This window comes from Pseudomonas sp. NPDC089734 (assembly GCF_044748865.1).
Taxonomy (GTDB): Bacteria; Pseudomonadota; Gammaproteobacteria; order Pseudomonadales; family Pseudomonadaceae; genus Aquipseudomonas.
Genome location: NZ_JBIVGV010000001.1, coordinates 365,008 through 383,656 on the forward strand (window position 1 = coordinate 365,008; position 18,649 = coordinate 383,656).

General features: G+C 58.5%; 21 protein-coding genes, 1 tRNA gene and 1 CRISPR repeat array. Of the genes, 18 read left to right on the forward strand and 4 right to left on the reverse strand.

The window, feature by feature from the left end; all coding sequences use genetic code 11:
- Positions 1–27 precede the first annotated feature (27 nt).
- The 3 genes from ACIPY9_RS01750 to ACIPY9_RS01760 all read right to left on the reverse strand — a co-directional run bounded on the left by ACIPY9_RS01750 (position 28) and on the right by ACIPY9_RS01760 (position 2,255).
- Entirely contained in the window at positions 28–444 is a 417-nt protein-coding gene (locus ACIPY9_RS01750) for a carboxymuconolactone decarboxylase family protein (protein WP_400696549.1), read from the reverse strand.
- Between the two features lie 266 nt (positions 445–710).
- Positions 711–1,232, reverse strand: coding sequence for a Bro-N domain-containing protein (locus ACIPY9_RS01755; protein ID WP_400696551.1), 522 nt, complete (start codon positions 1,230–1,232; stop codon positions 711–713).
- Positions 1,233–1,604: 372 nt separating this feature from the next.
- A CRISPR array of direct repeats spans positions 1,605–1,812; the repeat unit is 28 nt; unit sequence TTTCTGAGCTGCCTATACGGCAGTGAAG.
- A gap of 358 nt (positions 1,813–2,170) precedes the next feature.
- Positions 2,171–2,255, reverse strand: a tRNA-Leu gene (locus tag ACIPY9_RS01760).
- A gap of 117 nt (positions 2,256–2,372) precedes the next feature.
- Here ACIPY9_RS01760 and queA point away from each other — a divergent pair.
- From queA to ACIPY9_RS01790, 6 genes are all read left to right on the forward strand, one after another.
- Complete coding sequence (gene queA / locus ACIPY9_RS01765; protein ID WP_400696552.1) at positions 2,373–3,437, forward strand: tRNA preQ1(34) S-adenosylmethionine ribosyltransferase-isomerase QueA; 1,065 nt, start codon at positions 2,373–2,375, stop codon at positions 3,435–3,437.
- A gap of 14 nt (positions 3,438–3,451) precedes the next feature.
- Positions 3,452–4,567, forward strand: a complete 1,116-nt coding sequence (tgt, locus tag ACIPY9_RS01770; protein ID WP_400696840.1) for a tRNA guanosine(34) transglycosylase Tgt — start codon at positions 3,452–3,454, stop codon at positions 4,565–4,567.
- 53 nt (positions 4,568–4,620) lie between these two features.
- A complete protein-coding gene (gene yajC / locus ACIPY9_RS01775) occupies positions 4,621–4,956 on the forward strand; it encodes a preprotein translocase subunit YajC (protein WP_400696554.1) in 336 nt (111 codons plus the stop codon).
- Positions 4,957–5,018: 62 nt separating this feature from the next.
- Positions 5,019–6,887 (forward strand): protein translocase subunit SecD, encoded by a 1,869-nt coding sequence (gene secD, locus ACIPY9_RS01780; protein ID WP_400696556.1) that lies wholly within the window; start codon positions 5,019–5,021, stop codon positions 6,885–6,887.
- Between the two features lie 9 nt (positions 6,888–6,896).
- A complete protein-coding gene (secF, locus tag ACIPY9_RS01785; protein WP_400696557.1) occupies positions 6,897–7,808 on the forward strand; it encodes a protein translocase subunit SecF in 912 nt (303 codons plus the stop codon).
- Between the two features lie 167 nt (positions 7,809–7,975).
- A complete protein-coding gene (locus tag ACIPY9_RS01790) occupies positions 7,976–8,518 on the forward strand; it encodes a glycine zipper 2TM domain-containing protein (protein WP_400696559.1) in 543 nt (180 codons plus the stop codon).
- A 99-nt stretch (positions 8,519–8,617) separates the two neighbouring features.
- On the opposite strand, the gene suhB is transcribed toward ACIPY9_RS01790, so the two are convergent.
- Positions 8,618–9,433 (reverse strand): inositol-phosphate phosphatase, encoded by an 816-nt coding sequence (suhB, locus tag ACIPY9_RS01795; protein WP_400696560.1) that lies wholly within the window; start codon positions 9,431–9,433, stop codon positions 8,618–8,620.
- A 216-nt stretch (positions 9,434–9,649) separates the two neighbouring features.
- Here suhB and trmJ point away from each other — a divergent pair, with 216 nt between their 5' ends.
- The 12 genes from trmJ to rlmN all read left to right on the forward strand — a co-directional run bounded on the left by trmJ (position 9,650) and on the right by rlmN (position 18,646).
- Complete coding sequence (gene trmJ / locus ACIPY9_RS01800; protein WP_400696562.1) at positions 9,650–10,423, forward strand: tRNA (cytosine(32)/uridine(32)-2'-O)-methyltransferase TrmJ; 774 nt, start codon at positions 9,650–9,652, stop codon at positions 10,421–10,423.
- A complete protein-coding gene (cysE, locus tag ACIPY9_RS01805) occupies positions 10,423–11,199 on the forward strand; it encodes a serine O-acetyltransferase (protein WP_400696564.1) in 777 nt (258 codons plus the stop codon). Before trmJ ends, cysE begins: the two co-directional genes overlap by 1 nt.
- 157 nt (positions 11,200–11,356) lie before the next feature.
- Positions 11,357–11,848 carry a Fe-S cluster assembly transcriptional regulator IscR gene (gene iscR, locus ACIPY9_RS01810; RefSeq protein ID WP_400696566.1) on the forward strand — a complete coding sequence of 164 codons (492 nt, stop codon included), beginning with the start codon at positions 11,357–11,359 and terminating at the stop codon, positions 11,846–11,848.
- A gap of 44 nt (positions 11,849–11,892) precedes the next feature.
- Entirely contained in the window at positions 11,893–13,107 is a 1,215-nt protein-coding gene (locus tag ACIPY9_RS01815) for an IscS subfamily cysteine desulfurase (protein WP_400696567.1), read from the forward strand.
- A gap of 83 nt (positions 13,108–13,190) precedes the next feature.
- Entirely contained in the window at positions 13,191–13,577 is a 387-nt protein-coding gene (gene iscU, locus ACIPY9_RS01820) for a Fe-S cluster assembly scaffold IscU (RefSeq protein ID WP_002552476.1), read from the forward strand.
- 44 nt (positions 13,578–13,621) lie between these two features.
- Complete coding sequence (iscA, locus tag ACIPY9_RS01825) at positions 13,622–13,945, forward strand: iron-sulfur cluster assembly protein IscA (protein ID WP_400696572.1); 324 nt, start codon at positions 13,622–13,624, stop codon at positions 13,943–13,945.
- Between the two features lie 11 nt (positions 13,946–13,956).
- A complete protein-coding gene (gene hscB, locus ACIPY9_RS01830) occupies positions 13,957–14,478 on the forward strand; it encodes a co-chaperone HscB (RefSeq protein WP_400696574.1) in 522 nt (173 codons plus the stop codon).
- Positions 14,479–14,523: 45 nt separating this feature from the next.
- A complete protein-coding gene (gene hscA / locus ACIPY9_RS01835) occupies positions 14,524–16,386 on the forward strand; it encodes a Fe-S protein assembly chaperone HscA (RefSeq protein ID WP_400696575.1) in 1,863 nt (620 codons plus the stop codon).
- Positions 16,387–16,389: 3 nt separating this feature from the next.
- Positions 16,390–16,731 (forward strand): ISC system 2Fe-2S type ferredoxin, encoded by a 342-nt coding sequence (fdx, locus tag ACIPY9_RS01840; protein WP_400696576.1) that lies wholly within the window; start codon positions 16,390–16,392, stop codon positions 16,729–16,731.
- Between the two features lie 14 nt (positions 16,732–16,745).
- Positions 16,746–16,946 (forward strand): Fe-S cluster assembly protein IscX, encoded by a 201-nt coding sequence (gene iscX, locus ACIPY9_RS01845; RefSeq protein ID WP_400696577.1) that lies wholly within the window; start codon positions 16,746–16,748, stop codon positions 16,944–16,946.
- Between the two features lie 93 nt (positions 16,947–17,039).
- Positions 17,040–17,465, forward strand: a complete 426-nt coding sequence (gene ndk, locus ACIPY9_RS01850) for a nucleoside-diphosphate kinase (RefSeq protein WP_007916882.1) — start codon at positions 17,040–17,042, stop codon at positions 17,463–17,465.
- A gap of 32 nt (positions 17,466–17,497) precedes the next feature.
- Complete coding sequence (gene rlmN / locus ACIPY9_RS01855) at positions 17,498–18,646, forward strand: 23S rRNA (adenine(2503)-C(2))-methyltransferase RlmN (protein ID WP_400696578.1); 1,149 nt, start codon at positions 17,498–17,500, stop codon at positions 18,644–18,646.
- Positions 18,647–18,649: the final 3 nt, after the last annotated feature.

The window sequence follows — 18,649 nt, forward strand, 5'->3', positions numbered from 1 at the left end:
CCTGTGCCGGTACGTGATTCGCTCAGGTCACGCCTGGTCTGCGGCCTGATCGGCCTGGAACTTCTTCACCACCTCATTGGCAATCTTGAAACTGTCGAGCGCCGCCGGCACGCCGCAGTAGATACAGGCCTGCAGAAGAATTTCCTGAATCTCGGCCGGCGTCACGCCGTTGTTCAAGGCACCCAGCACATGCAGACGCACCTCGTTAGGCCGGTTGAGCGCTGTGAGCATGGCCAGATTGAGCATACTGCGAGTCTTGCGCTCCAGCCCCGGACGGGTCCAGACCTCGCCCCAACACCATTCGGTGGTGATCTTCTGCATCGGAATCATGAAGTCCTCGACCTCATCGACCGACTTGTCCACATACGACGCCCCCAACACCTCGCGACGCACTTCCAGGCCTTTCTTGAACTGGGGATTATCGAATTCTTCTTTCAGCGACATGGCAGGCTCCAATGTTCATTGTTATTGAGTGGCGACTGAAACGCCGAGGGCGTGTATCGCCACTATAGCCATTTGCCGAAATAACAAAAATTCATAATTTTTATGATATGCATTCCAGGGTGGAATGACTTTGGCTCCCAATCGCTTTTGTGGGACCGGATTTATCCGGGAAGGAGCCAGCTCTGCCAACGATGTCTACCCGGTGAAAATACGCTGATCAGCAAGGCCGTATAAGCAACACGACCTTACTCAATCACTGTGTTGCCTCAGCGCCCCATCACCTTCTGCCAGAACCCACGCTCAGGTGAAGACAAAACCTCCGGCGCAACATTCGGCATATCCCGCAACCGAATCCAGGACTCATCACGCCACTGCATCACACTCAGCGACGTACCCGGCCACTGCAAATGGCTCAGCCTCGGATTATCCAGCGTTGCGCTCTGCGCCCCATGCAGTACCGGCAACACCTCATGCGTCAGCCACTGCCGCAATGCCCGGTTTTCAGGCACGTAATGATGAACCAACAACGCAAATGCGCCCGACTCGCTGACCATAAACTGCTTTTGCCACTTGCCGTTGGCCTGCAACCACACAACCCGATGCTGGTCTGCATCCAGCTTGAGCGCTGACCGCTCGCCCAGGGTTTGGCCCATCAAGCGGGCGAGGTCTGAGAGGCAGAACCAGGCTTGGGATTCTGTGAACATGGCGCGCAGCATGCGGCTGTGGCGGAGGAAGAGGGTGGCTTCAAAGTGAGAGGTACAAGGAATATCGCTGCTGAAATTGTGCATGGCTTACATTCATCGGAAATGGCTGATGGAACTGCCTGAATTGTCGCCAAACAATGGGTGGCAGTTGTGTGTGGGTTGGCGAACCGGTAGCTATTTCCAAACCCGGCAGGCCCGAAGGCCTCCCGCACACAACCGCCATAACGCGATGAGCAGACAGGATAAAACGACTGCATCACGATGGAGAGAGATTTAGCTTGGCCGGGTCGCCAAACCCGATCGCTGAACTGGTAGCGAATGTCGAGCATGGTAATTGGAAGGCGCGCAGTCTTTAAGGCCAGAGGTACGGTTGAGGTCGTGGGTAAAGTCACAACGAGTTGTAGGTGAACTCTCGGGGTTGAAGCGTGACTTCGGCGGACGCGGGGCCTTTATGCGTTTCTGAGCTGCCTATACGGCAGTGAAGGCCCAGTGGCTCCAGTGGATGTTCGACTCCCTTTTCTGAGCTGCCTATACGGCAGTGAAGACAATGAGCCAGAGACGGTATTGAGCTTGGTTTTTCTGAGCTGCCTATACGGCAGTGAAGGTCAGCGACCATCGGGATGAAGCGTTCGATCATTTCTGAGCTGCCTATACGGCAGTGAAGTAGACACCTTGCCTCATAACTCTCCGTTTTTAAAGAGAAACCACCTGCCTGACGTCGTTTTACCCTCTTTTTTGAGGCCTTCGTAACTTGTTGATTTTAAAGGAAGCCTTGAGAGGGTTAAAAAAGAGGGTCAAAAGAGGGGGAGTTAAGTCGTGGCCTGGCATCGGACCTGTAGGAGCGACTTCAGTCGCGAGAGGCCAGCACATTCAAAGGACATGTATTGCCTGGTACGCCGTTTCGCGAATGAATTCGCTCCTACAGGCCCGGCAATCATCAAAAAACGGGCACAAAAAAACCGGCTCAACTGGCCGGTTTCTTTTAAGCTCAAGCTCTGTAACCGCTTGAGTGTGTTGCTATATGGTGCCCCGAGGGAGACTCGAACTCCCACTCCTTTCGAAAACGGATTTTGAATCCGCCGCGTCTACCAATTCCGCCATCAGGGCTCAATGGCGGCGAAGTATAGGGATGCGCATACCGTTGGTCAACAAGGATTTTTGCTGGTTTTTTACTAATGCCTTCAAACCGGATAAACTTCCCGGCCCTGCTAATCGAACCCCATCATGCGCGTTGCTGACTTTACCTTCGACCTTCCTGATTCCCTGATCGCTCGTCACCCGCTGGCCGAGCGGCGCAGCAGTCGTCTGTTGACCCTGGACGGGGTGAGCGGCGCGCTGGCGCATCGTCAATTCACTGATTTGCTTGAACATTTGCGCCCTGGCGATCTGATGGTGTTCAACAATACCCGCGTCATTCCCGCACGGCTGTTCGGGCAGAAGGCGTCCGGCGGCAAGCTGGAGATTCTGGTGGAGCGGGTGCTGGACAGTCATCGGGTGCTGGCGCATGTGCGGTCGAGCAAGTCGCCCAAGCCGGGTTCGTCGATTCTGATCGACGGCGGTGGTGAGGCCGAGATGGTGGCGCGCCATGACACGCTGTTCGAGCTGCGCTTTGCCGAAGAGGTGTTGCCGCTGCTGGACCGGGTCGGGCATATGCCGTTGCCTCCTTATATAGATCGCCCGGACGAAGGCGCGGACCGCGAGCGTTATCAGACGGTCTATGCCCAGCGTGCCGGTGCGGTGGCGGCGCCGACGGCGGGCCTGCATTTCGATCAGCCTTTGCTGGAGGCGATTGCCGCCAAGGGCGTCGAGACGGCGTACGTGACCCTGCATGTGGGTGCAGGCACCTTTCAGCCGGTGCGTGTGGATCGCATCGAAGATCACCACATGCACAACGAATGGCTGGAAGTCAGCCAGGACGTGGTCGATGCCGTGGCTGCGTGCCGTGCCCGGGGCGGTCGAGTGATTGCTGTGGGGACCACCAGCGTGCGTTCGCTGGAGAGTGCTGCCCGTGATGGCGTGTTGAAACCGTTCAGTGGCGACACCGACATCTTCATTTACCCGGGCCGGCCGTTCCATGTGGTCGATGCCCTGGTGACCAATTTCCATTTGCCTGAATCCACGCTGTTGATGCTGGTTTCGGCGTTCGCCGGTTATCCCGAAACCATGGCGGCCTACGCGGCGGCCATCGAGCATGGGTACCGCTTCTTCAGTTACGGTGATGCAATGTTCATCACCCGCAATCCCGCGCCGACGGCCCCGCAGGAATCGGCCCCAGAGGATCAAGCATGAGTCGCACCTGTCGTATGTCTTTCGAGTTGCTGGCCACCGACGGCAAGGCCCGTCGCGGTCGCTTGACCTTCCCCCGTGGCGTGGTGGAAACCCCGGCGTTCATGCCGGTGGGCACCTATGGCACGGTCAAGGGCATGCTGCCTCGGGATATCGAGGCCACGGGTGCGCAGATCATTCTGGGTAACACCTTCCACCTGTGGCTGCGTCCGGGCACCGAGGTCATCAAGGGCCACGGCGACCTGCACGATTTCATGCAGTGGAAAGGCCCGATTCTGACCGACTCCGGTGGTTTCCAGGTGTTCAGCCTGGGGGCCATGCGCAAGATCAAGGAGGAGGGCGTGACCTTCGCTTCTCCGGTCGATGGCGCCAAGGTGTTCATGGGGCCGGAAGAGTCCATGCAGGTCCAGCGCGATCTGGGCTCGGATATCGTGATGATCTTCGACGAATGCACGCCGTACCCGGCCGATGAAGACGTGGCGCGGGTGTCCATGGAGCTGTCGCTGCGCTGGGCCAAGCGCTCGAAAGTTGCCCATGGCGAAAACACGGCGGCGCTGTTCGGTATCGTTCAGGGCGGCATGCATGAAAACCTGCGCATGCGCTCGCTCGAAGGCCTGGAGCAGATCGGTTTCGACGGTCTGGCCATTGGCGGCCTGTCGGTGGGCGAGCCCAAGCACGAGATGATCAAGGTACTGGATTACCTGCCGGGCCAGATGCCAGCAGACAAACCTCGTTACCTTATGGGGGTAGGCAAGCCCGAGGATCTGGTTGAGGGTGTGCGCCGAGGCGTCGACATGTTCGACTGTGTGATGCCGACCCGCAATGCCCGCAACGGCCATCTGTTCATCGACACCGGTGTACTGAAGATCCGTAATGCGTTCCATCGTCATGATGATTCGCCGCTGGATCCGACCTGTGACTGCTACACCTGCCAGAACTTCTCCCGTGCTTATCTGCATCACCTGGACAAGTGCGGTGAAATGTTGGGGAGCATGCTCAATACGATCCACAATTTGCGGCATTACCAGCGGCTTATGGCTGGTTTGCGCGAGGCTATTCAACAAGGTACATTGGCCGCCTTCGTCGATGCCTTCTATGCCAAACGCGGCCTTCCAACGCCGCCGCTTGGCTGAAACAGAACCGATTTTTCGTGTTTCTTATACTAATTATGCAATTGGAGCGCTAAATGAGCTTTTTCATCTCTCCCGCTTTCGCGGATGCTGCTGCACCGGCTGCCGGTCCTGCGGGCACCGGCTTTGAGTGGATCTTCCTGGTCGGCTTTCTGGTCATCTTCTACCTGATGATCTGGCGTCCACAGGCCAAGCGCGCCAAAGAGCAGAAAAACCTGCTCAGCAACCTGCAGAAAGGCGACGAAGTCGTGACCACTGGCGGTATCGCGGGCAAGATCAGCAAAGTGACCGAAGACTTCGTGGTCATCGAAGTGTCCGACACGGTCGAGCTGAAGTTCCAGAAGGGCGCTATCGCTGCCACTCTGCCAAAGGGCACCCTGAAAGCGATCTGAGTACCATCTTTTACCAATCGACGGGGCGCGCAAGGCGCCCCGCGTTCTAAGCGGGCGGCGTGATGCTGAACAAATACCCTCTGTGGAAATACGTACTGATCCTGGCGGTGCTGGCGATCGGTTTCATTTATTCCGCACCCAATCTCTACCCTGACGACTCGGCTATCCAGATCAGTGGCGCCAGTACTGCGCTGCAGGTCAGTCAGGCGGATCTGGACCGTGCAGGCAAGGCGCTTGCCGATGCCGGTATCTCGGTCAAGGCCTCCTCTCTGGCTGAGAATGGCAAGGGCGGTTTGTTGCGTCTGAGCAAGCAGGAAGATCAACTGCCAGCCAAGGATGTGGTGCGCAAGGCGTTGGGTGATGACTATGTCGTCGCGCTCAACCTGGCCCGTACGACCCCGACCTGGTTGCGCAACCTGGGTGCAAGCCCGATGAAACTGGGTCTGGACCTTTCCGGTGGTGTGCACTTCCTGCTGGAAGTGGACATGGACAAGGCCATCGATGCCCGCCTGAAAGTCTACGAAGGCGAAGTCAAGACACTGCTGCGCAAGGAGAAGGTGCGTTATCGCAGCCTTCCGCAGGTCAACAACGTCATTCAGTTGGGTTTCACCGACGATGCCGAGCGTGAACAGGCCCGTGCCCTGATCCGCAAGAGCTTCACCGACTTCGAGGTTACGCCTGCCGAGCTGAACGGTATCCCTGTTCTGCGTCTGGCGCTGACCGCAGCCAAGCTGGCTGAAATTCGTGAATACTCCATCAAGCAGAACCTGACCACGGTGCGTAACCGTGTCAACGAGCTGGGTGTGGCCGAGCCTCTGGTCCAGCGTCAGGGCGCCAACCGTATCGTGGTTGAGCTGCCGGGCGTGCAGGACACCGCCGAAGCCAAGCGTATTCTCGGCAAGACCGCCAACCTGGAATTCCGTCTGGGCGCAGGTCCTGATGATTCCAAGGGCACGACCGAGATGTTCGAGTTCCGCGAAGGCGGACGTCCGGCCGCTGCGGTCGAGCGTGGCCTGATCATCACCGGTGACCAGGTGACCGACGCCAAGGCGAGCTTCGACGAACATGGTCGTCCACAGGTGAACATCAACCTCGATGGTCACGGTGGCGAGCTGATGAGCCGTGCAACCCGCAGCAACGTGGGGCGCAGCATGGCGGTGATCTTCATCGAGCAGCGTCCGACCACGACCTATGTCAAGCAGATGGTCGATGGCGTCGAGAAAGACGTGGCGGTGCAGACCTTCAAGGAAGACAAGAAAATCATCAGTCTGGCGACCATCCAGTCGCCACTGGGCAGTCAGTTCCGGATCACCGGTCTGAACGGCCAGGGTGAGTCTTCCGAACTGGCGCTGCTGCTGCGCGCCGGTGGTCTGGCAGCTCCGATGTACTTCGCTGAAGAGCGTACCATCGGCCCGAGCCTCGGTGCCGACAACATCACCAAAGGTGTCGATGCTTCCCTGTGGGGCATGCTGTTCGTGTCGCTGTTCATCATGGCGATCTACCGCTTCTTCGGTCTGATCGCCACTGTCGCCCTGGCCTTCAACATGGTCATGCTGCTGGCACTGATGTCCTTGCTGGGGGCGACGCTGACCCTGCCGGGTATCGCCGGTATCGTGCTGACCATGGGTATGGCGGTGGACGCCAACGTGCTGATCTTCTCGCGGATACGTGAGGAAATTGCCAACGGCATGAGCGTGCAGCGTGCAATCAACGAAGGTTTCGATCGTGCCTACACGGCGATCCTCGACGCCAACCTGACGACGCTGCTGGTCGGCGGCATTCTCTTTGCGATGGGCACCGGCCCTGTCAAAGGGTTTGCGGTGACCATGTCGCTCGGGATCTTTACCTCGATGTTCACGGCCATCATGGTGACCCGCGCAATGGTCAACCTGATCTACGGCGGTCGTGACTTCAAGAAGTTGTGGATTTAAGGGGCTGCCATGTTACGTACCATCAACTTCATGGGCGTTCGCAATGTTGCGTTCGCCATTACCATGCTCCTTACCGCACTGGCGCTGTTCAGCTGGTTCCATAAAGGGCTTAACTTCGGTCTGGACTTCACCGGCGGTACGCTGATCGAGCTGACCTACGAGCGTCCTGCGGATCTCGGCAAGGTGCGTGAAGAGCTGGTTTCGGCCGGTTATCACGAAGCCGTGGTGCAGAGCTTCGGCGCGACCACCGACCTGCTGGTGCGCATGCCGGGTGAAGATCCACAACTGGGTACTCAGGTGGCTGAGGCGCTGCGCAAGGCGGGTGCCGATAACCCGGCGACCGTCAAGCGCGTCGAGTTCGTTGGTCCGCAGGTCGGTGAAGAGCTGCGTGACCAGGGCGGTATCGGCATGCTGCTGGCGCTCGGTGGCGTTCTGATTTACCTGGCGTTCCGCTTCCAGTGGAAGTTTGCGGTCGGCGCGATCATTTCCCTGATTCACGACGTGGTCGTGACCATGGGTATCCTGTCGTTCTTCCAGATCACCTTCGACCTGACGGTGCTGGCGGCGGTGCTGGCGATCATCGGTTACTCGCTGAACGACACCATCGTGGTTTTCGACCGGGTTCGTGAGAACTTCCGTCTGCTGCGCAAGGCTTCGCTGATCGAGAACATCAACATCTCCACCACGCAGACCCTGCTGCGTACCGTGGCGACATCGGTCTCGACCCTGCTGGCGATCATTGCCCTGTGGATCTTCGGCGGCGACAGCCTGGAAGGCTTCTCCATCGCGTTGTTCATCGGTGTTCTGGCGGGTACTTACTCGTCCATCTACATCGCCAACGTGGTGTTGATCTGGCTGAACCTCACGACCGAGGACCTGATCCCGCCGGTGGTGACGGAGAAGGCGGACGACCTGCCGTAAGGGACTCTTCGCGGATGAATCCGCTCCCACACGGTAGGAGCGAATTTATTCGCGAAAACAACACGCTGTAACGAAAAAGGCGCGAGTTCGGAACTCGCGCCTTTTTTTCTGCTCCAAGGCTTGGTACTGCGCAGGAAACTGCGTTTAAGGATGGTCAGGAGGTTGAAGTGAACAAGTCTATGCTTGTTGGTGCTGTTTTAGGTGCTGCTGTCGTAACTGCGGGCGGTGCCGTTGCTACCTACAGCCTGGTCAAGAGCGGCCCGGAGTATGCCGATGTCCTGGCGGTCGAGCCGATCAAGGAACAAATCAAGACCCCGCGTGAGGTCTGCAAGGACGTGGCGGTAACCCACCGCGCTCCAGTCAAGGATGAACACCAGATCGTAGGCAGTGTCATCGGTGCAGTGGCGGGCGGTTTGCTCGGCAACCAGATCGGTGGCGGTAACGGCAAGAAGATTGCCACGGTAGCGGGCGCGGTCGGTGGCGGTTATGCCGGTAACAAGGTTCAGGAAGGCATGCAGAACCGTGATACCTACACAACGACTGAGACCCGTTGCAACACGGTCAACGATATCAGCGACAAGGTCGTGGGCTACAACGTGAAGTACAAGCTGAACGAAAAAGTGGGTCAGGTGCGTATGGCCAATGATCCGGGCAGCCAGATTCCAGTGGACAAGAATGGGCAGTTGATCCTGAGTCAGGCTGCTCAGTAATGCTGTCGTGTGGGAGCGAATTTATTCGCGAATGAATTCGCTCCTACAGAATCGAGGTATAAAAAAACCGGCTTTCGCCGGTTTTTTTACGTCTGTCGCTTAGCGTTTCAGCGAAGGCGGCAGGTGTGGTGCGATGGCGGTCAGGACAGCCTTGAAGCATTTGGTGTTGCCGGCAACGATGTGGCCTTTTTCCAGGAAGTCGTGACCACCTGTGAAGTCGCTGACCAGGCCGCCTGCTTCCTGAATCAGCAGGGCGCCTGCGGCGATGTCCCACTCGGACAGGCCGGATTCCCAGAAGGCGTCGAAGCGACCGGCGGCGACGTAGGCCAGGTCCAGGCTGGCGGAACCTGCGCGGCGGATGCCAGCAGTCTGGCCGACCAGGCTGCGGAACATGTTCAGGTAGTTTTCCAGGCCGTCCATTTGATCGTCACGGAACGGGAAGCCGGTGCCCAGCAGAGCGCCTTCGAGGCTCTTGCGCTGGCTGACACGCAGGCGACGGCCATTCAGTGCAGCACCACGGCCACGGCTGGCGGTGAATTCTTCCTGGCGAACCGGGTCGAGAACGACGGCGTGCTCAAGACGGCCGCGGTATTTGCAGGCGATGCTGACAGCGAAATGAGGAATGCCACGAACGAAGTTGGTGGTGCCGTCCAGCGGATCGATGATCCACAGGTAGTCGGCGCCTTCGCCGCTGCCAGCATGCAGGCCGCTTTCTTCGCCGAGGATGCCGTGGGTAGGGTAGGCCTTGCGTAGGGCGGTGATGATGCTCTGCTCGGCGGCACGGTCGATTTCCGTGACGTAGTCCTTGGCTTCTTTTTCGTCAACCTTGATGGTATCCAGGCGCTCGATGGAGCGGAAAATCAATTCGCTGGCGCTGCGGGCGGCGCGCAGCGCGATATTCAGCATGGGCTGCATGGACATTTCACCTAAGGTTGTTAAAGAGAGCCGAACATTCTATGGCGTATGTCGAATTATTTCCAGCCCCGGGGCTGTCGTCGCGATCAGGTTTTGTGATTTTTGATGTGTGCCCGTTTCTTCGTTGCGCGCTGTGCAGGGCGCACGGCTTCATAGCGTTAATCGGGTCGGTTCTGTAATATTTGCACCCCTTAATCGTGTCAGTGAGCGCTCGCATTGCTGCAGAACATTCGTGTTGTCCTGGTCGGCACTACCCATCCCGGAAATATCGGAGGGGCTGCCCGAGCCATGAAAAACATGGGGCTTTCGCGCCTTGTGCTGGTCGAACCGCGCGTATTCCCTTCTCCTGAGGCGGATGCGCGGGCCTCTGGGGCGGGCGATATCCTGGAGGGTGCGCAGGTAGTGGCGACCCTTGAAGAGGCGCTGGTCGGTTGCAGTCTGGTGCTGGGCACCAGTGCCCGTGATCGCAGTCTGCCGTGGCCGATGCTCGACCCACGTGAGTCGGGAGTGAAAGTCGTCGAGCAGGCGGGGCAGGGGGCAGAGGTCGCGCTGGTGTTCGGGCGTGAGCATGCCGGTCTGACCAACGAAGAATTGCAGCGCTGTCATTACCATGTGCATATTCCGTCGGACCCTGGCTTCAGTTCGCTCAATCTGGCCGCCGCCGTTCAGGTGCTGAGCTATGAGGTGCGCATGTCGTGGCTGGCGGCTCAGGCTCAATCGTCGAGTGGTGAAGCGGCTGAAGTCGTGTCGGCGCGTCATGATGAGCTGGCGACCATGGATGAGATGGAAGGCTTTTATGGGCATCTGGAAGCCTCGCTCGTTGCCATCGGTTTCCTTGACCCTGAGAAGCCACGTCATCTGATGGCGCGTTTGCGGCGCTTGTATGGTCGCAGCGAGGTGGAGCGTTCGGAGTTGAGTATTTTGCGCGGCATTCTCACCGAAACCCAGAAAGCGGCTCGCGGTGAGCCTTATAAGCGGAAGGATCAGTGATGTTCGAGCGTCTACGAGAAGATATTCAAAGTGTGTTCCATCGTGACCCTGCTGCGCGCAACGCTTTCGAGGTCCTGACCTGCTATCCGGGCATGCATGCGATCTGGCTGCATCGGCTGGCGCATATTCTCTGGCGCAGCGGCTGGAAGTGGCCTGCACGGCTTGTTTCCAATTTCGGTCGCTGGATGACCGGGATTGAAATCCATCCCGGGGCTCGCATCGGTCGTCGTTTCTTCATTGACCATGGCATGGGGATCGTGATCGGCGAAACGGCCGAGATCGGCAATGATGTGACGCTCTATCAGGGTGTAACCCTGGGCGGTACCAGCTGGAATGCCGGCAAGCGTCACCCGACGCTGGAAGACGGTGTGGTGGTCGGTGCCGGTGCCAAGGTGCTTGGGCCGTTCACTGTCGGTGCCGGTGCCAAGATCGGTTCCAATGCCGTGGTGACCAAGGCGGTGCCGGCAGGAGCTACGGCGGTCGGTATTCCGGGGCGTATCATCGTCAAGTCGGGCGACGATGCGGAAGCCAAACGCAAGGCGATGGCCGAGAAGCTGGGCTTTGATGCCTACGGTGTCAGTGCGGACATGCCGGACCCGGTTGCGCGTGCCATTGGCCAGTTGCTCGATCATCTGCATGCGGTGGATGGTCGTCTTGAGGATATGTGTGGCGCGCTCAGCCGGTTGGGCAGCGATTATTGCGCCAAGGAGCTGCCTGAGTTGCGCGATGAGGTCTTCGATTGCGTCAAGGACAAGAGCGAAGAGAAGGTCGGCTGAAGGTCTATGTACAAGGGCGTGTCAATACGCCACGCCCTTTGTTATGATACCGCCCGCTATTTTTGCTAAACCCGACTATTTCACTCGGTCTAATAGTTGACTTAAATGCTCGGGAATAGCATACTCGCTCCCATTCCGAACCTCTGCGGTACATGCCATGCGACTGACTACAAAAGGCCGATACGCTGTAACGGCAATGCTTGACCTGGCATTGCATGCACAGCACGGGCCAGTGTCTCTGGCCGATATCTCCGAGCGGCAAGGCATTTCCCTGTCTTACCTTGAGCAATTGTTCGCCAAGCTGCGCCGCAGCAATCTGGTGTCGAGCGTGCGCGGTCCTGGTGGTGGTTACCAGTTGTCCCGCGACATGCAGGGCATCCAGGTCGCTCAGGTCGTCGACGCGGTCAACGAGTCGGTCGATGCCACCCGTTGCCAGGGGCTGGGTGATTGCCATGCCGGTGATACCTGTCTGACCCACCACCTGTGGTGTGACCTCAGCCAGCAGATCCACGAATTTCTAAGCGGTATCAGCCTGGCTGACCTTGTCACTCGCCGTGAAGTGCAGGAAGTCGCCCAGCGCCAGGACCTGCGCCGCAGCAGTAACCATATTTCGCAGCTGGGTAAGATTGAAACGTCCGCCGTCGAATGAACGTAGATGAATGAGCGGTGCGCCTGCCTGATAGGAGAGATTCAATGAAGTTGCCGATTTACCTCGATTACTCCGCGACGACCCCGGTCGATCCGCGCGTAGCGCAGAAAATGATGGATTGCCTGCTGGTTGACGGAAACTTCGGCAACCCGGCTTCGCGCTCCCACGTGTTCGGCTGGAAGGCCGAAGAGGCAGTCGAGAACGCTCGCCGTCAGGTCGCCGATCTGGTCAACGCCGATCCACGTGAAATCGTCTGGACCTCCGGTGCCACCGAGTCCGATAACCTGGCGATCAAGGGCGTTGCGCACTTCTACGCCACCAAGGGCAAACACATCATCACTTCCAAGGTCGAACACAAGGCTGTTCTCGACACCACGCGCCAGCTGGAGCGTGAAGGTTTTGAAGTGACCTACATCGAGCCGGGCGAAGACGGCCTGATCACGCCTGCGATGATCGAAGCAGCCCTGCGTGACGACACCATTCTGGTTTCGGTCATGCACGTGAACAACGAAATCGGCACCATCAACGATATCGCTGCCATCGGTGAGCTGACCCGTTCGCGCGGCGTGTTGTTCCATGTCGACGCTGCCCAGTCCACCGGCAAGGTTGAAGTCGATCTGGCCAGCCTCAAGGTTGACCTGATGTCGTTCTCGGCTCACAAGACCTATGGCCCTAAAGGTATCGGCGCGCTCTACGTGAGCCGCAAGCCGCGTGTTCGCCTCGAAGCGACCATGCACGGTGGCGGTCACGAACGTGGCATGCGCTCCGGTACCCTGGCGACTCACCAGATCGTCGGCATGGGCGAAGCTTTCCGTATTGCCAAGGAAGAGATGGCCGCCGAAAACGTGCGGATCAAGGCCTTGAGCGATCGTTTCTACAAGCAGGTTGAAGATCTGGAAGAGTTGTACGTCAACGGCAGCCTGACTGCTCGCGTGCCGCACAACCTGAACCTGAGCTTCAACTATGTCGAAGGCGAGTCGCTGATCATGGCACTCAAGGATCTGGCGGTTTCGTCCGGTTCGGCCTGTACCTCGGCTTCTCTTGAACCTTCGTACGTATTGCGCGCTCTGGGTCGCAACGACGAGCTGGCTCACAGCTCGATCCGTTTCACCTTCGGTCGCTTCACCACTGAAGAAGAAGTCGATTACGCCGCACAGAAAGTCTGTGAAGCTGTTACCAAGCTGCGTGCTCTTTCGCCGCTGTGGGACATGTTCAAGGACGGCGTCGACATCTCCAAGATCGAGTGGGCGGCGCACTAATTTAAAGTCGCCGCCACACAGGCCGGGCTCAACCCGTTTGACCGGCCTGTAGAGCGACTCCCTGATGTGAGAGGAACATAATCATGGCTTACAGCGAAAAGGTCATCGACCACTACGAGAACCCGCGTAACGTCGGCAAGATGAACGCGGAAGATCCAGATGTTGGCACCGGCATGGTCGGCGCTCCTGCGTGCGGCGACGTGATGCGCCTGCAGATCAAGGTCAACGAGCAGGGTGTCATCGAAGACGCCAAGTTCAAGACTTACGGCTGCGGCTCCGCGATCGCCTCCAGCTCCCTGGCGACCGAGTGGATGAAAGGCAAGACTCTGGATGAAGCAGAGACCATCAAGAACACTCAGCTGGCTGAAGAGCTTGCCCTGCCTCCGGTGAAGATTCACTGCTCCGTGCTCGCGGAAGACGCCATCAAGGCGGCGGTTCGTGACTACAAGCAGAAGAAAGGCTTGCTGTAAGAAGCAGTCTTTTCAGAGAAGCTGGCGACAAGTAAGGAGTTCCGATGGCTATCAGCATGACAGAAGCTGCCGCTAACCACGTGCGTCGTTCCCTCGAAGGGCGTGGCAAGGGTGATGGCATTCGTCTGGGCGTTCGCACCACAGGCTGCTCGGGTCTTGCCTATGTGCTCGAGTTCGTGGACGAGGCGGGCGGTGAAGACACTGTGTTCGAAATGCACGGCGTCAAGGTGATTGTTGATCCCAAAAGCCTGGTCTACCTCGACGGCACCGAGCTCGATTTCGTCAAGGAAGGTTTGAACGAAGGCTTCAAGTTCAATAACCCCAACTCGCGCGGTGAGTGCGGCTGTGGCGAAAGCTTCAACGTCTGAGGCTTTCTATCGTGGGTACTCCTTGTCACTTTGCCCTGTTCGATCTCAAGCCTGATTTCCGTCTTGATCTCGACCAGTTGGCGACGCGCTACCGTGAGCTGGCGCGCAGCGTACATCCAGACCGTTTTGCCGATGCTCCCGAGCATGAGCAGCGTCTGGCACTTGAGCAGTCAGCACGTCTCAACGATGCCTACCAGACCCTTCGGAGCGCCCCGAAAAGAGCGCGCTACCTGTTGGTCATGAAAGGCGATGAGGTGCCGCTCGAAGTCACTGTGCATGATCCCGATTTTCTTCTGCAGCAGATGCAATGGCGCGAAGAGCTGGAGGATTTGCAGGACGAGGCCGATCTGGCCGGAGTAGCGGCGTTCAAGCGTCGCCTCAAGAGCGCTCAGGATGAACTGAACGAAAGCTTCGCCGCCTGTTGGGATGACGCTGCACAACGCGAGCACGCCGAACGGTTGATGCGGCGTATGCAGTTCCTCGACAAGCTCTCCTACGAAGTGCGCCAGCTGGAAGAGCGCCTCGACGATTAACCCCGTGCCGCCCTGGCCGCACGCCTGTGATTATTCAGAATAAGCATGGCCTTACTGCAGATCGCTGAACCCGGGCAAAGTCCTAAACCGCATCAGCGCCGTCTTGCTGTCGGCATTGACCTGGGCACTACCAATTCGCTGGTCGCTGCGTTGCGCAGCGGTCTTTCCGAGCCGCTGGCCGACGCCGACGGGCAGGTCATTTTGCCATCGGCTGTGCGCTACCACGCCGACCGTGTCGAGGTGGGATTGTCCGCCAGGGCTGCCGCTCCTGCCGATCCATTCAATACCGTGCTTTCGGTCAAGCGCCTCATGGGGCGCGGCCTGTCCGACGTGAAGCAACTGGGTGAGCAACTGCCTTACCGCTTCGTGGATGGCGAATCGCACATGCCGTTCATCGATACCGTCCAGGGGCCGAAAAGCCCGGTCGAAGTGTCGGCCGATATCCTCAAGGTGTTGCGTCAGCGGGCCGAGGCGACGTTGGGTGGCGATCTGGTGGGTGCGGTGATTACCGTCCCGGCCTATTTCGACGATGCCCAGCGTCAGGCCACCAAGGATGCGGCCCGGCTTGCCGGTCTCAATGTGCTGCGCCTGCTCAATGAGCCGACGGCGGCAGCCGTGGCCTATGGTCTCGATCAGAAGGCCGAAGGCGTGGTCGCCATCTACGATCTGGGTGGCGGTACCTTCGATATTTCGATCCTGCGTCTGACCGGTGGTGTTTTCGAGGTATTGGCGACTGGCGGCGACACGGCGCTGGGCGGTGACGACTTCGATCACGCCATTGCAAGCTGGATTGTTACCCAGGCAGGCCTGTCGGCCAGTCTGGATCCTTCGGTTCAGCGCAGCCTGTTGCAGACGGCCTGTGCGGCGAAGGAAGCGCTGACCGATGTCGAATCGGTTGACGTGGCTCATGGTGACTGGCGTGGCGTCCTGACGCGCGAAGCCTTCAATGCGTTGATCGAGCCGATGGTGGCGCGCAGCCTGAAAGCCTGTCGTCGTGCGGTTCGCGACTCGAACGTCGAGCTTGAAGAGGTCGGCGCTGTTGTCATGGTGGGCGGCTCGACCCGTGTGCCGCGTGTTCGTGAAGCGGTTGCCGAGCTGTTCGGTCGCCAGCCGCTGACCCGTATCGATCCGGATCAAGTGGTGGCCATCGGGGCTGCGATCCAGGCCGATACCCTGGCGGGCAACAAGCGTGACGGTGAGGAGTTGTTGCTGCTCGATGTGATTCCGCTCTCGCTGGGGCTGGAAACCATGGGCGGTTTGATGGAGAAGGTCATTCCGCGCAACACCACGATTCCGGTGGCGCGTGCTCAGGACTTCACCACTTACAAAGATGGCCAGTCGGCCATGATGATCCATGTCCTGCAGGGTGAGCGCGAGCTCATCAGTGATTGCCGTTCGCTGGCGCGCTTTGAATTGCGCGGCATTCCGGCGATGGTGGCCGGTGCGGCGAAGATTCGTGTCACCTTCCAGGTCGATGCCGATGGTCTGCTCAGTGTTTCGGCGCGTGAGCTGGGCTCGGGTGTCGAGTCGAGCATTCAGGTCAAGCCGTCCTATGGCCTGACCGACGGCGAAATTGCCCGGATGCTCAAGGATTCGTTTGAATATGCTGGTGACGACAAGGTTGCCCGCGTGCTGCGTGAACAGCAGGTCGATGCCCAGCGCCTTGTCGAGGCGGTAGAGGCGGCGCTGGAAGCTGACGGCGAGCGCCTGCTCGATGCCGAAGAGCGGATGGTGATCGATCTGCAGATGGAAGAACTACGTGAATTGATGCAAGGCACCGATGGCATGGCCATCGAGCAACAGACCCGGCGTCTGTCGCAGGTGACCGATGCATTTGCTGCCCGACGCATGAATTCGACGGTGAAAGCCGCGCTCGCGGGGCGCAACCTGAATGATATTGAGGAATAACTGATGCCGCAGGTGATTTTTCTGCCCCATGCCGAGCATTGCCCGGATGGGTTGGTTGTAGAAGTGGAGCCCGGTACGTCTATTCTTGAAATCGCTCACGATAATCACATCGAAATCGAGAGCGCCTGCGGCGGTGTCTGTGCCTGCACGACCTGTCACTGCATCATTCGCGAGGGTTTCAACTCGCTGAATGAGGCGGACGAGCTGGAAGAGGATATGCTGGACAAGGCCTGGGGGCTGGAAGCGCAGTCGCGCCTGTCCTGTCAGGCAATCGTCGGAAATGAAGACCTGACCGTTGAAATTCCAAAGTATTCGCTCAACCATGCTGCCGAAGCGCCGCATTGATTCAAGGAACACTCATGAGTCTCAAGTGGGTTGATGTACTGGAAATCGCGATTCAGCTGGCTGAAACAAGGCCTGATGTCGATCCGCGCTACGTGAACTTCGTCGATCTTCGCAACTGGGTAGCGGCTTTGCCCGAGTTCGACGACGAGATCAATCGCGGCGGAGAGAAGGTCCTGGAAGCCATTCAGGCGGCCTGGATCGAAGAGGCTGACTGACGCTGTAACGCAAGCAGTTAGGCAATACACCAGAACCCGCGTATAATTCGCGGGTTTAATTTTTCGCTTTAATCATCGTTTCTGGAGTTTCACATGGCTGTTCAACGTACTTTCTCCATCATCAAGCCTGACGCCGTTGCTAAAAACGTAATCGGCGAGATCACCACTCGTTTCGAGAAAGCCGGTCTGCGCGTCGTTGCTTCCAAGCTGAAGCAACTGTCCAAGGCTGAAGCTGAAGGTTTCTACGCTGAGCACAGCGCTCGTGGCTTCTTCGGTGACCTGGTTGCCTTCATGATCTCCGGTCCTGTCGTTGTTCAGGTTCTGGAAGGTGAAAACGCTATCGCTCTGAACCGTGAGCTGATGGGCGCTACCAACCCTAAAGAAGCGGCTGCCGGCACCATCCGTGCTGACTTCGCTGACTCCATCGACGCCAACGCCGTTCATGGTTCGGACTCCGAAGCCGCTGCCGCTCGCGAAATCTCGTACTTCTTCGCTGCTACAGAGGTAACCACTCGCTAAGTCTTGCCGACTCACGAGTGAAAGGTGAATTCATGATTGCATCGACTGGTAAAACCAACCTGCTGGGGCTGACTCAACAGGAAATGGAGAAATTCTTCGACTCGATCGGGGAGAAGCGCTTCCGTGCCGGTCAGGTCATGAAGTGGATTCACCACTTTGGCATCGATGATTTCGATGCCATGACGAACGTCAGCAAGGCCTTGCGCGAAAAGCTCAAGGCCTGTGCCGAAGTGCGTGGTCCCGAAATCGTCAGCGAGGACATTTCCAGCGACGGCACCCGTAAATGGGTGGTGCGCGTGGAGTCCGGCAGCTGCGTCGAGACCGTTTTCATCCCCCAGGGCAAGCGTGGCACCTTGTGTGTGTCGTCCCAGGCGGGCTGTGCCCTGGATTGCAGTTTCTGCTCCACCGGCAAACAAGGCTTCAATAGCAACCTGACCGCCGCCGAAGTCATCGGCCAGGTCTGGATTGCCAACAAATCCTTTGGCAGTGTCCCGGCAACCGTCGACCGTGCCATCACCAACGTGGTGATGATGGGCATGGGTGAGCCACTGCTGAACTTCGACAATGTCATTGCCGCCATGCATCTGATGATGGATGACCTGGGGTATGGCATTTCCAAGCGTCGTGTGACGCTGTCCACTTCCGGCGTGGTGCCGATGATCGATGAGCTGGCCAAGCACATCGACGTCTCTCTGGCCCTGTCGCTGCATGCGCCCAACGACGCGCTGCGCAACCAGCTGGTGCCGCTCAACAAGAAATACCCGCTGAGCGTTCTGCTCGACGCCTGCCGCCGCTACATGTCCAGCCTGGGCGAGAAGCGTGTGTTGACCGTCGAGTACACCCTGCTCAAGGACGTCAACGACAAGGTCGAGCATGCCATCGAGATGATCGAGCTGCTCAAGGACACACCTTGCAAGATCAACCTGATCCCGTTCAACCCGTTCCCGCATTCCGGTTACGAACGACCGAGCAACAATGCGATCCGTCGTTTCCAGGACCTGTTGCACCAGGCGGGCTATAACGTCACAGTGCGTACCACGCGTGGCGAGGACATCGACGCCGCCTGTGGCCAACTGGTCGGGCAGGTCATGGACCGCACACGCCGTAGCGAACGCTATATTGCAGTGCGTGAGCTGAATGCCGACGCCGATGTGGCTCCAGGCACTACAGCTCGAACCTGACCG